The sequence below is a fragment of the Streptomyces sp. NPDC034086 genome (assembly GCF_055575515.1).
On record NZ_JBVISM010000001.1, the window covers coordinates 709,168 to 721,765 of the forward strand.

General features: G+C 73.8%; 10 protein-coding genes. 8 read left to right on the plus strand and 2 right to left on the minus strand.

Going from position 1 to position 12,598, the window contains the following annotated elements:
* Positions 1-31: 31 nt before the first annotated feature.
* The gene (locus tag ACZ514_RS03215; RefSeq protein ID WP_469123965.1) at positions 32-1,027 is read right to left on the minus strand and encodes a TauD/TfdA family dioxygenase; all 996 of its coding nucleotides are present in this window, start codon (positions 1,025-1,027) and stop codon (positions 32-34) included.
* Between the two features lie 325 nt (positions 1,028-1,352).
* Here ACZ514_RS03215 and ACZ514_RS03220 point away from each other — a divergent pair, with 325 nt between their 5' ends.
* From ACZ514_RS03220 to ACZ514_RS03235, 4 genes are read left to right on the plus strand one after another with little or no spacing between them, the layout of a single operon-like run.
* The gene (locus ACZ514_RS03220) at positions 1,353-2,900 is read left to right on the plus strand and encodes an ABC transporter substrate-binding protein (protein WP_468162721.1); all 1,548 of its coding nucleotides are present in this window, start codon (positions 1,353-1,355) and stop codon (positions 2,898-2,900) included.
* Positions 2,901-2,923: 23 nt separating this feature from the next.
* Entirely contained in the window at positions 2,924-3,925 is a 1,002-nt protein-coding gene (locus tag ACZ514_RS03225) for an ABC transporter permease (RefSeq protein ID WP_468162719.1), read from the plus strand.
* A complete protein-coding gene (locus ACZ514_RS03230; RefSeq protein WP_468162717.1) occupies positions 3,922-4,770 on the plus strand; it encodes an ABC transporter permease in 849 nt (282 codons plus the stop codon). The genes ACZ514_RS03225 and ACZ514_RS03230 overlap by 4 nt, the downstream gene beginning before the upstream one ends.
* A complete protein-coding gene (locus ACZ514_RS03235; protein WP_469123966.1) occupies positions 4,767-6,281 on the plus strand; it encodes an ABC transporter ATP-binding protein in 1,515 nt (504 codons plus the stop codon). The genes ACZ514_RS03230 and ACZ514_RS03235 overlap by 4 nt, the downstream gene beginning before the upstream one ends.
* Here the strand turns inward: ACZ514_RS03235 and ACZ514_RS03240 are convergent.
* Positions 6,258-6,653, minus strand: a complete 396-nt coding sequence (locus ACZ514_RS03240) for an ArsR/SmtB family transcription factor (protein ID WP_467884759.1) — start codon at positions 6,651-6,653, stop codon at positions 6,258-6,260. The two genes, ACZ514_RS03235 and ACZ514_RS03240, sit on opposite strands and share 24 nt — an antisense overlap.
* Positions 6,654-6,749: 96 nt before the next feature.
* Between ACZ514_RS03240 and ACZ514_RS03245 the strand changes: the two genes are divergently transcribed.
* The 4 genes from ACZ514_RS03245 to ACZ514_RS03260 all read left to right on the plus strand — a co-directional run bounded on the left by ACZ514_RS03245 (position 6,750) and on the right by ACZ514_RS03260 (position 12,597).
* Entirely contained in the window at positions 6,750-8,771 is a 2,022-nt protein-coding gene (locus tag ACZ514_RS03245) for a heavy metal translocating P-type ATPase (RefSeq protein WP_469123967.1), read from the plus strand.
* A gap of 421 nt (positions 8,772-9,192) precedes the next feature.
* Positions 9,193-9,432, plus strand: coding sequence for a hypothetical protein (locus ACZ514_RS03250; protein WP_468162711.1), 240 nt, complete (start codon positions 9,193-9,195; stop codon positions 9,430-9,432).
* A gap of 121 nt (positions 9,433-9,553) precedes the next feature.
* Positions 9,554-10,360, plus strand: a complete 807-nt coding sequence (locus ACZ514_RS03255) for a biotin/lipoyl-containing protein (RefSeq protein WP_468162709.1) — start codon at positions 9,554-9,556, stop codon at positions 10,358-10,360.
* A complete protein-coding gene (locus tag ACZ514_RS03260) occupies positions 10,345-12,597 on the plus strand; it encodes an NHLP family bacteriocin export ABC transporter peptidase/permease/ATPase subunit (protein ID WP_469124189.1) in 2,253 nt (750 codons plus the stop codon). Before ACZ514_RS03255 ends, ACZ514_RS03260 begins: the two co-directional genes overlap by 16 nt.
* Position 12,598 lies beyond the last annotated feature (1 nt).

Genomic DNA, 12,598 nt, shown 5'->3' on the forward strand with positions numbered 1-12,598 from the left:
GGTGGTCACTCCTCGGGTGCGGGACGGGCGTTCAGCTCGCGTGTGCTTCGAGGGCGGTCTGGCCGTATCCGTGTTCGCCGGCTTCGGCGGCGGGGCGGGTGCGGCGTCCGGGTACCCGGACGGAGGCGCGCTTGAGCCAGCGGTCGGTGCCGTCGTACCGGGCGCGGAAGGGGACGCGGCCGTGGACGACGAGGTCGTTGTCCACGACGAGGACCTCGCCGGGGCCGAGGCTGACGGCGACCGAGACGCGGGCCAGTTCCCGCGACAGCCGGTCGTACGCGGACCGGTACGCGGCGTCCGCGTCGTGCAGGGGGGTGTAGGCGGGGTCGAAGCGCAGGGTCATCCCGTCCTCGGCGGCGTAGAGGGCCGGTACGGCGGGCGGTGCCCCGCCGGTGTAGCCCTGGGCCGCCCGGTAGGCGTCGTCGGGCAGGATCGGCAGGACCGGCCGGGTGAGCAGGGCGATGTCGGTGTCCGCGAGGCGGGTCCTGCGGATGCTGGCGGCGGTGGTGGCGACGCCGTCGGGGTTGCGCATGCAGGCGAGCATCAGCAGGTGGGCGCGGCCGGGGTGGAAGGCGTCCTCGGTGTGCGGGCTGAGGAGCACCGTGCTGGAGGCGCCCGTCTGTTCGCTCTCGTGGCCCCGGGACGGGACGATGTTGTGGACGAAGCGGCCGTCCTGCTGGCCCCGCCAGGCGAGGGGGTTGCCCATGACGGTGGCGAGCAGCAGGAGCGTGATGTCGTACACCGCGCCGCTGTCGTGCGCGGTGGCCCAGCCGGCGGGCGTCGGGCCGATGGCCCCGTCGTCGACGGCGAGGCCGCGCAGGACGAACAGGCCGTCGGGGGTGTCGACGGGGCGGCACTGGTGGCGCAGGGCGTCACCGAAGCGGCCGGCCACCTCCCGGACCCGTGCCAGGAGGGCGGGGCTCGTGGCGGACGTACCGAACGTGGCGAGCAGTTTCTCCGCGGCGTCGCGGAGTGCTCCCGCGGTGTGGGCGTTGAGCTGGCGGACTGGGGCGGCTGCCGTGCTCATGGCGAAGGAATCCGTTTCGTTCGGATGGCAGGGGGGAACCCGGTTCCCTGGCGCGGTTCGTCTCTCCATGACCGGGGGGTGGGAACTGTCAACTGGCAAGGGCTCAACGGCAGTTGGCGGGCCAGCCGTGAACCTGCGGAACCGGCGAACGATTCGAACGCTAGCAGGAGATGAAGGTAAGGCAAACCTTACTAACGGGTTGACGTTCACCCGGATTCGGATATGCGTCCCCTCGTGAACGACGGCTTGCGGACATGGTTGTCATGAGGGTAGGCAAACCTAAGAACATCCCAGTCCGCTCAGTGGATCGAGGACGTACGTGAAGATGAACAGGCGTCAAGTTCTGTGGTCCGGCGGAGCGTTGGGCGCCACGGCGCTCCTCGCCGCCTGCTCCTCCGGGGACGCCGGCACCGCGGACGACCCCGCGGCGGGCGCCGGCGGGCCGAAGAGCGGGGGCACCCTCCGCGTCGGCGCACTCGGCCGCGCCGGCGCCCTCACCCGCGACCCGCACGGTTCCCAGGCCAACGAGAGCGACTACCTCGTCATCGCGCTGGTCTACGACACCCTCACGACCCCCGGAGCCAAGCCCAACACCCGCCCCCGGCTCGCCGCCTCGTGGGAGCCGTCGGCCGACCTGAAGACCTGGACATTCAAGATCGCCAAGGGTGCCGCCTTCCACGACGGCACCCCGGTGACCGCCGACGACGTCGTCTGGTCGCTGCGGCGCCTGCGCAACACCCCCTCCGGCGCTTCGCGCCTGCCCGGCATCAGGCCGGAGAACATCACGGCCGGGGGAACCGACACCGTCGTCCTCGTCTCGGACCACGCCAACGCCGAACTGCCGCTCCTGACCCGCCTGACGACCTTCGTCCTGAAGAAGGACACCGCCGACGGCGCGCTGGAGAAGGCGCCCGGCACCGGCCCGTTCAAGCTGGACTGGTACCGCGGCGGCAACGCCCGCCTCGTGCGCAACGACGCGTGGTACGGCGGGACCGTCCACCTCGACGCCATCGAGGTCACCATGTTCGAGACCCCCCAGGCGATGGCCAACGCCCTTCTCGCCGGGCAGATCGACGTCGCCTCCAACGTCGGCGCGGTCGCCGCCCGCACCGCCGAGGCGCGCAAGGACGTCCAGGTCCTGCGCCGCCCGAACGACATGGCCATGCCGATCGTCATGCGCACCGCCGCGGGCAGCCCGTTCGCCGACCCCCGCGTCCGCGCGGCCATGCGCCTGATCGTCGACCGCGAGGCCATGGTCAAGCAGGTCCTCTCCGGCTACGGCACCGTCTCCAACGACATCATGGGCACCGGGGACCCGCACTTCGCCCAGGACATCCCGCAGCGCGCGCGGGACCTCGGCAAGGCCGGGAAGCTCCTCGCGGAGGCGGGGTTCGACCTGTCCAGGACCTACGACCTCGTCACCACCGAGGACATTCCCGGACTCGCCGAGTCCGCGACCCTCTTCGCCAACCAGGCCAGGGAGGCGGGCGTCAAGGTCCAGGTCGTCAAGCAGGAATCCGGCGCCTTCTGGGACAAGACCTGGAAGACCGGCGACTTCTACACCACCTACTGGGGCACCAACGACTCGGTCGTCTTCTTCGCCTCGAAGACCATGGTCAGCGAGGCCGCCACCAACGAGGCGGCCTGGTCCGACAAGGAGTTCGACGCCTCCTACCTCAAGGTCGTCGGCACCGCCGACGAGACCGCGCGCGCCGCCGCCCTGAAGGAACTCCAGCGGATCGAGTACGACAGGTCCGGCTACCTGCTGTGGGGCATGGCCGACGGCATCGACCTGGCCGCCGCCAAGGTCCAGGGCCTGCCCAGGCTCGCCGGATACGGCCGGGTCCAGCTCGAGGGCGTGTGGCTGCGTTGAGCAGCCCGGCCCAGGACGGGAAGGTGGCCGCCCCCGCACGCCCCGGGGCGGCCGCCGCCTCACGGCGTGCCGTCCCCCGGCGTGCCGCCGCACTGGTCAGCCGGGCGGCCGGGGCGGCGGCCCGGCGGGCCCTGCTGCTCGTCGTGCTGCTGGCCGTGGTCTTCGCCGCCGTCGAAGCGCTGCCCGGCGACGCGGCCACCGCCGCCGCCGAGCGGGGCGAGAGCGCCGCCGGCCTGGCGGCACGACGGCACCTGCTCGGACTCGACCGGCCGCTGTGGGAACGCTTCCGGGAATGGATGACCGCCCTGCCCACCGGCGACCTCGGCACCTCGGCGCGGGGCCGGCCGGTCACCGAGCTGCTGGCCGACCCCCTCCCCAACACCCTGCTCCTGGGGGCGACCGCGTTCCTGCTGACCGTCGTCCTCTCCCTGGCCCTCGGCTGCTGGGCGGCATCCCGCCCCGGCCGGCTGACCGACCGGATCATCGGACACACGGCCACCGCCTCCTTCGCCGTACCCGAATTCGTCATCTCCGTCCTGCTCCTGCTGCTCCTGTCGCTGTGGACGGGGTGGCTGCCCGCCGTCACCGTCACGGGAGCCGACGGGGCTCCGGCCGCCTGGACCATGCTGATCATGCCGGTCATCGCCCTGGTGATCCCCCAGACCGGCTGGAACACCCGCATCGTGCGCGGCGCCCTCGCCGACCAGGCCGCGACCCCCCATGTCGAAGCCGCCGTCCTCGACGGGCTGCCGCCCCGCCACGTCCTGCTGCGCCACGCCCTCCCGGGCGCGGTACCGGCCATCGCCACGGGCATCGCCACCTCCACCGGCATGCTCCTGGGCGGAGCGGTGGTGGTGGAGACCCTCTTCAACTACCCCGGAATCGGAACCGTCCTGGCCGGCGCCGTCGCCGCACGCGACACCCCGCTCATCGCCGGGGTGGTCATCTGCGCCGGTGCCGTCATCAGCCTCGTCCTGCTGGCCGCGGACCTGCTCCGCGCCCGCACCCTGGGAGTCCGCGCATGAGCGCCACCGACGCCGCCACGAGGACGCGGCCCCCGACCGGCCGGATCCGGGCCGTGCGCGGCACCGTCCCCGCGCTGCTCCTCGTCCTCCTCGCCCTCTGCGGGCCCCTCCTCGCCCCGCACACCGTCGACACCCCCGTCACCGCCCCCTACGCGAGTCCCGGCCGGGACGCCCTCCTCGGCGGGGACCAGCTGGGCCGCGACGTCCTGAGCCGGGTGCTGCACGGCGGCACCGCACTCATCGCCGGCGCCCTGGTCGTGGCCGTCACCGTCACCCTGCTGGCCACCCTGCTGGGCTGCGCCGCCGTGCTGCGCCCGGCGCTCGGCCGGGCCGTCGAACGCACCGCGGACGTGTCCATCCTGCTCCCGTCCGTCCTCGGCATCATGCTCATCGCCCTGGCCTGGCCCGGGGGCGGCCGCGGCCCGGTCGTCATCGCCGCCGTCGTCCTCGGCACCCCGTACGCGGTGCGCATCGTCGCCGGCGCCGCGGCGCCCCTGGCGGACTCCGGGTACGTCGAGGCCGCCGTCACCCGTGGCGAGGGACTCGCGTACATCGCCGTGCGCGAGCTGCTGCCCAACCTCCGCGCCACCGTCCTCGCCCTGTTCGGCCTGCGGTTCGTCGAGGGCGTCTACGTGATCTCCATGGCCGGTTTCCTCCAGATCGGCCCGCAGCCGCCCGCCGCCGACTGGGCGCTGATGGTCCGTGAGAACGCCCCCGGCATCCTCCTCAGCCCCTGGGGGGTCCTCGCCCCGAGCCTGGCCATCGCCGTGCTCGCCATCAGCGTCAACCTCGCCTCCACCTCCCTCGCACCCCACTCCGTACACAAGGCGGTGACCACCTCGTGAGCGAAGCCGCACCCCGGGCGGAAACACCCCGGCCCACGGCCCGGGCCGTCCCCGACACCCCGCCCCTGGCCACCGCGACAGGTCTCGAAATCTCGATGGAGGACGGGAGCGTCCTGCTGCGGCCGGCCTCGGTACGCGTCCACGCCGGCCGGGTCACCGCCCTCACCGGCAGCTCGGGCTCCGGCAAGACCACCCTGCTCCGCGCCCTCATCGGCCACCTCCCGCCCGGCGCCGCCGTCACCGCCGGCACGCTGGACGTCCTGGGACACGACCCCGTCGCCCTCGCCCCCGCACAGCTGCGGCGACTGCGCCGCTCACGCGTCGCCTACGTCGGACAGGACCCCGGCTCGGCCCTCAACCCGCGGATGACCGTGCGCCGGCTCGTCGCCGAGACGGCCCCCGACCGCGGCCGCGCCGCCGTCCTCGGCCTGCTGCGCGAGTGCCGGCTCCCGGTCGGCGACGGCCTGCCCGACCGACGGCCCACCGCCATCTCCGGGGGCCAGCAGCGCCGCGTCGCCCTCGCCCGCGCGCTGGCCCGGACCCCCGACATCCTCCTCCTCGACGAGCCCACCGCGGGACTGGACCCCGCCCTGCGCGACGAGATCGCCGAGCTGCTCCGCGACCTCGCCGCCGACCGGGGGCTGGCCGTCGTCATGGCCACCCACGACCCCGAACTCGTCAGTGCCTGCGCCGACCACACGGTCCAGCTGACGCCCGCCCGGCCCCCGGCCGTTCCCACCCCCCGCACCCCGCCGCGTCCCTCCTGCGGACCTCCCGCCGCCGCCCGGAAGGAGGGGCGGGGGCTGAGCGCACGCGCCGTCGGCGTCACCTTCCGGCACGGCGGCGCCCGTCAGCGCGTCCTCGACGCGGTGGACTTCACCGCACCCCCCGGATCCGCCACCGGCATCGTCGGCCCCTCCGGCTCGGGCAAGACCACGCTGCTGCGGGTGCTCGCCGGACTGCACCCCGCCGACACCGGCACCCTGGAGCTGGACGGCCGGCCCCTGGCCCCCCTGGCGCGCAAGCGCACCCGGGAGGACCAGCGGCGCATCCAGCTCGTCCCGCAGAACCCCCTCGCGGCCCTCAACCCGGCGCGCACCGTCGGCGCGGCGCTGTCCCGGCCCCTGCGCATGCACGGCGGCCTGTCCGGGGCGGCCGTACCCGGCCGGGTCGCCGAACTGCTCCAACAGGTGGAACTGCCGGCCGGGTTCGCCGGCCGCTATCCGGCCGAGCTCTCGGGCGGTCAGCGCCAGCGGGTCTCGATCGCCCGCGCCCTGGCCGCCGGACCCGACATCCTGCTGTGCGACGAGATCACGTCCGCCCTCGATCCCGGCACGGCCCGCGCCGTCATGGAGCTGCTGACGCGCCTGCGTGCCGAGCACGCGCTGAGCGTCGCCGTGGTCTCCCACGAACTCCACCTGATCGGCGCCTACACGGACACCGTGCACGTCCTGGAGGCGGGCCGCCTGACCGGGCGCGGCCCGACCTCAGCGCTCGTGCCCGCCGGCTGATCCGGGGTACGCCTCGCCGGGGGCGTCGCGCAGGCCCAGACGCAGGTGCTCGACGTGGAAGAGGGCCTGGTCGAGCAGTTCGGCGACATGGCCGTCGTACAGCTCGTAGACGATGGAGCGGCCCCGGCGCTCACCCGTCACCAGGCCCAGGTTGCGCAGCAGCCGCAACTGGTGGGAGCAGGCCGACTGTTCCATGCCGACGGCCTCGGCGAGTTCGCCGACCGGGCAGGGGCCCTCCTGGAGCCGGGCGAGGATGTGCAGCCGCGAGGGCGTGGCCAGTGCCTGGAGGGTCGCGGCGACATCGGAGGCGCCCACGGCGTCCAGCCGCTCGCGGGTGCTGACCGTGCTCTTCGAATCGACTCCGTGGCCCATGGGCACCATCCTACCGGCGATACATGAAGAGATGTTCATTCGTTCCTGTATCCTGGCGGTGTCGCCCCTCCCGTGCCCGCGAAGGGTCTCCCCGCCATGCCTTCCTCGCCTTCCGCGCTCACCGAGCGCTCCTCCTCCGCCCCTTCCCCCGCGAGCCGCCCGGCTGCGCCCCGGCCCCGCCGTACGCGGGTCCTCGCCCTCGCCGAGGCCCGGTGGGCCGCGGCCGCGACCGCCGCGTTCCTGCTCGCGCTCCCGCTCCAGCTGACCGGAGCCCCGCCCTGGCTCTGGGGGCCGCTCTACGCGCTCGCGTACGTGACGGGTGGCTGGGAACCGGCCTGGGCCGGCCTGCGGGCGCTGCGGGAGAAGACCCTGGACGTGGACCTGCTGATGATCGTCGCGGCGATCGGGGCCGCGGCGATCGGGCAGGTGATGGACGGCGCGCTGCTGATCGTCATCTTCGCCACCTCCGGCGCCCTGGAGGCCCTGGCCACCGCCCGCACCGCGGACTCGGTGCGCGGCCTGCTCGACCTCGCCCCGGCCACCGTGACCCGGCTGCTCGACGGGGGCGGGACGCAGACGGTCACCGCCGGGGACCTGGCGGTCGGCGACACCATTCTGATCCGCCCCGGTGAGCGGGTCGGCGCCGACGGCCGGGTCCTGTCCGGGGCCGGCGAGGTCGACCAGGCCACCATCACCGGGGAGTCGCTCCCGGTGCCGAAGCAGGCGGGTGACGAGGTCTTCGCCGGCACCCTGAACGGGACGGGCGCGCTCCGGGTCAGGGTGGAGCGGGAGGCCTCCGACTCGGTCATCGCCCGCATCGTCGCGATGGTCGAGGAGGCTTCGGAAACCAAGGCCCCGACGCAGCTGTTCATCGAGAAGGTCGAGCAGCGGTACTCGATCGGCATCGTGCTCGCCACCCTCGCGGTGTTCGCCGTGCCCCTCGCCCTCGGCGACGACCTGACCGGCGCGCTGCTGCGGGCGATGACCTTCATGATCGTGGCCTCTCCGTGCGCGGTGGTGCTGGCGACCATGCCGCCGCTGCTCTCGGCGATCGCCAACGCCGGACGGCACGGCGTGCTGGTGAAGTCGGCCGTGGTGATGGAGCGGCTGGGCGAGGCCGACGCGGTGGCGCTGGACAAGACGGGCACCCTGACCGAAGGCACCCCGCAGGTCACCGACGTCCGCCCGCTGCCCGGCAGCGGCCTCGACGAGGACGGTCTGCTCGCGCTCGCGGCGGCGGCCGAGCACCCCAGCGAGCACCCCCTCGCCCGTGCCGTCGTCGACGCCGCCCGCCGGCGCGGCCTGCGCCCGCCGCCCGCCGAGGACTTCACCTCGGCTCCCGGCGTCGGGGTACGGGCCACCGTCGGCGGACGCGCGGTCGCGGTCGGCGCCCCCCTCCGGCTGGCCGATGCCGCCGGGCGGGGAGCGGCGGCGGAAGCCCTCGCGGTGGCCGGGAGCCTGGAGGACGCGGGCCGTACCGCGGTGCTGGTCCAGCGGGACGGGGAGCCGGTCGGGCTCCTCGGCGTCACCGACCGGCTGCGCCCCGACGCGGCCGCCACCGTCGCCGCCCTGGCCGCCCTCACCGGCGGCGCCCCGACACTGCTGACCGGTGACAATCCCCGCGCCGCCGGCCGGGTCGCCGCGGAGGTGGGCATCACCGACGTACGCGCCGGGCTGCTGCCCGAGGACAAGGTCGCCGCCGTGAAGCGGCAGGAGGAAGCCGGCCGCAGGGTCCTGGTGATCGGCGACGGGGTCAACGACGCCCCGGCACTCGCCGCCGCCCACACCGGGATCGCCATGGGCAGGGTCGGTTCCGACCTCGCCCTGGAGGCGGCGGACGTCGTCATCGCCCGGGACGAACTCGCCGCCGTCCCCACGGTGGTCGCCCTGTCCCGCGCCGCCCGGCGCCTGGTGACGCAGAACCTGGTGATCGCCTCGGTGTTCATCTCCGCCCTCGTGGTCTGGGACCTCGTCGGACACCTCCCCCTCCCGCTCGGCGTCCTCGGCCACGAGGGGTCCACGGTCATCGTCGGCCTCAACGGCCTGCGGCTGCTGCGCGAGGCCGCCTGGCGGCGGGCGGAGACGGCGGCCGGCGCCGGGCGGACGCACCGCCGCTGAGCGGGCGCACCGACGCCGAGCGGACGCGTCGCGCGCCGCGGACCGGAATCTCATCTTCCAAAAATCTCCACACGGTGTGCGCGAAGCCGGACGGGCCCCTTCCGCCGCCGTCCGGACCACCGGACCAGCCGGTGCGCTTGCTAGTGGTATGTCCGCATATCGTCCCAGGGCGGGGAGGAGGGCGCGTATCTGTTACTCGATCTCACGGAGAGGCTGTGGCCATTGGGTGAACATAGCTGCACGCCGACGGCCGGGAGTGAAGAAGGAGTCGTGATGAAGCGTCAACTCGATTAGGCCGGTCACCCGTTCGCGTGCTTCTATCTGCGCACCGCGGCGGTTCGAAAGAACGGCGGCCGGAATTCCCGGCCGTCGAACCGCCGTGACCGTGGAACATTTTTCGATGAAGGAAAGGTGCGCACGCATGCGTAACGACATTGAGACCCGTGAGATGGACGACGCCGAGCTGGACGCCGTCTCCGGTGGCATCGTCAGCATCAACGGTGGCCTGGCCGGCGCCGTGACCGGCGACGTCAGCACCGTCCTCGGCGCCGTGGGCTCCCTCCAGACCGTCCAGGCCGCGCAGGGCCTCGTCGGCGCCGCCCCCGGTCTGGTCTCGGGTATCACGGGCGTTTCGGTGCACACCGGTATCGCCGGTCTCTGACGCGAATACCGCCGCGGACCCCGGAGCGCCCCCCACGGCTCCGGGGTTCACGGCTGCCCGTAATCCCCCCTCCCATTCCATTCCATTCCATTCCATTCGCATGCGGTTGAAGGAACAGTCCGTGCAGTTCCGCCAAAAGGCGCTTTCCAAGCTGCAGTCGCCCGAAGAACTCGACCTGCCCGTACGCTTCGCGCGCCCGCAGGGACGCCTCGTACTGGCCGTCACCGTCGTCGTCATGGCCGCCGCGAGCTTCTGGGCCCTCACCGGCACCGTGTCCGCGAAGCAGAGCGCACCCGGCGTCCTCACCCACGCCGAGGGCAGCTACACGCTGCAGAGCCCCGTGCCGGGCCAGGTGACCGAAGTCCTGGCCGAGGAGGGCCGCGTCGTGTCCCCCGGAACGCCCCTGCTCACCGTCCGCACGGACCAGGGCGACCGCCCCGTCCGCGCCGTGGCCGGCGGCCGGGTGAGGACGATGGCGGCCAGGACGGGCTCGGTCGTCGCGACCGGCGCGGAGGTGGCCACCCTGGAACGGCTGCGGGGTCCCGACGACCCGCTGGTGGCCGTCCTGTACGTGCCCGCCGCCAGCGGCCCGGCCATCCCGGTCGGCGCCCCGGTCGACCTGAGCGTCCAGTCCGCCCCCCGCCAGAGGTTCGGCGTGCTGCGCGGCCACGTCAAGGCGGTCGGCCGCGTCCCCCAGACCGAGAACCAGCTCAAGGGCTTCCTCGGCGACACGCGACTCGCCGAACGGTTCCACCGGCTCGGCGACCCGGTCGCGGTACTCGTCCACCTGGAGCGCTCCGCCACCACCAGGTCCGGATACGCGTGGTCCTCCGCGGACGGACCCCCCTACACCGTCGACTCCGCGACGCCGGTCACCGCCTCCGTCCGCCTCGCCGCGCAGCGCCCCGTCGACTGGCTCCTGCCGTGAGCGCCCCGCGCCGTCGCCGCCGCCCCGGACCGCCGGCCGGGAACACCGGACGCCGCCGGCCCGCGCGCACCCCCGGGGGCAGGACGCCCCGCGCCGTACGCACCCCGACCGTGCTCCAGATGGAAGCGGTGGAGTGCGGCGCCGCCGCCCTGGCCATGGTGCTCGGACACTACGGACGCTTCGTCCCGCTGGAAGAGCTGCGGATCTCCTGCGGCGTCTCCCGTGACGGCTCCCGCGCCGGCAACCTCCTCAAGGCCGCCCGGGGATACGGCCTGCGGGCCAAGGGCATGCAGATGGACCTGGCCGCGCTCGCCGAGGTGCCCGCTCCGGCCGTCCTCTTCTGGGAGTTCAACCACTACGTCGTCTACGACGGCATGGGCCGCCGCCTCGGCCGCAGGGGCGTCCACGTCAACGACCCCGGCAAGGGCCGCCGCTTCGTACCCCTGGACGAGTTCGACAGCAGCTTCACCGGCGTCGTGCTCACCTTCGAACCCGGTGACGGATTCCGCCGCGCCGGCCGCAGGCCCGGCGTCCTGGGCGCCGTGCCGGCCCGCCTGCGCGGCACGTCCGGCACCATGGCGGCCGCCGTGCTCGCCAGCCTCCTGCTCGTCGTCGTCGGCTCGGCGGTACCGGCGCTCAGCCGCACGTACATCGACATGTTCCTCATCGGTGACCAGACGTCCCTGCTGGGCGTGCTGTTCGCGTCCATGGCGGTCGCCCTCGTGCTCACCGCGACGCTCACCGCCCTGCAACAGGCCAACCTGCTGCGCGGACGCGTCATCTCCTCCACCCTGGGCAGCGCCCGCTTCCTGCGGCACCTGCTCAGGCTCCCCGTCGCCTTCTACTCCCAGCGCAGCCCGGCCGACCTCGTCCAGCGCCTCCAGTCCAACGACGCGGTCGCCGAGACCCTCGCCCGCGACCTCGCCGCCGCCGGCGTGGACGCCGTCGTCGTCGTGCTCTACGCGGTACTGCTGTGGACGTACGACCCGCAGCTCACCGTCCTCGGCGTGGCCGTGGCACTGCTCAACGTCGCGGCCATGCGGATCGTGATCCGCCTCAGGTCCACCGGCACCCAGAAGCTGCGCGCCGAGAGCGCCCGCCTGACGAACACCTCCTACGGCGGTCTCCAGCTCATCGAGACGATGAAGGCCACCGGCGGCGAGGACGGCTTCTTCCGCCGCTGGGCCGGACAGCACGCGCTCACCCTCGACGTGCAGCAGCGGCTCGGCGTGCCCAGCGCCTGGCTGGCGGTCGTCGCACCCACGCTGGCCGCGCTCAACAGCGCGCTCATCCTGATGCTCGGCGGCCTGCGCGCGGTCGAGGGACACCTGTCCGTCGGACTGCTCGTCGCCTTCCAGGCACTGGTGACCAGCTTCACCGCCCCCCTCGCCCGCCTGAACGGGGTCGCCGGACGCGTCCAGGACTTCGCGGCCGACGTCGCCCGCCTCAAGGACGTCGAGAACTTCCCCGTCGACCCGGTGCACTCCCGGCGGGAGCCCGCCGCGAGCACGCGCCGGCTGAAGGGCCACGTCGAGCTCGACGGCGTCACCTTCGGCTACAGCGCCCTGGACGCCCCCCTGCTCAAGGACTTCTCGCTGACGGTCGGCCCGGGACAGCAGATCGCCCTCGTCGGCGGGTCCGGCAGCGGCAAGTCCACCGTGTCCCGGCTCATATCCGGCCTCTACACCCCCTGGTCGGGCACCATCCGGATCGACGGCATGCGGCTGGCCGACATCCCCCGCGGCGCGCTGGCCACCTCCGTCTCCTTCGTCGACCAGGACGTCTTCCTCTTCGAGGGCACCGTCCGCGACAACGTCACCCTGTGGGACCCCTCCATCCCGGACGAGGCCGTCGTCGCCGCCCTCCAGGACGCCGCCGTGCACGAGGTGGTCGCCCGCCGCCCCGGCGGCATCCACAGCCGCGTCGCACAGGACGGCCGCAACTTCTCCGGCGGCCAGCGCCAGCGCCTGGAGATCGCCCGGGCGCTGGTCCGCCGCCCCAGCGTCCTGGTCCTCGACGAGGTGACCAGCGCCCTGGACGCGGCCACCGAACAGGTCATCATCGACAACCTGCGGCGCCGCGGCTGCGCCTGCGTGGTCATCGCCCACCGGCTGAGCACGGTACGCGACAGCGACGAGATCCTCGTGCTCGACGCGGGCACGGTCGTGGAACGCGGGCGGCACGAGCACCTCCTCGCCGCGCGGGGCCCGTACGCCGAACTGGTCAAGGAGCACTGAG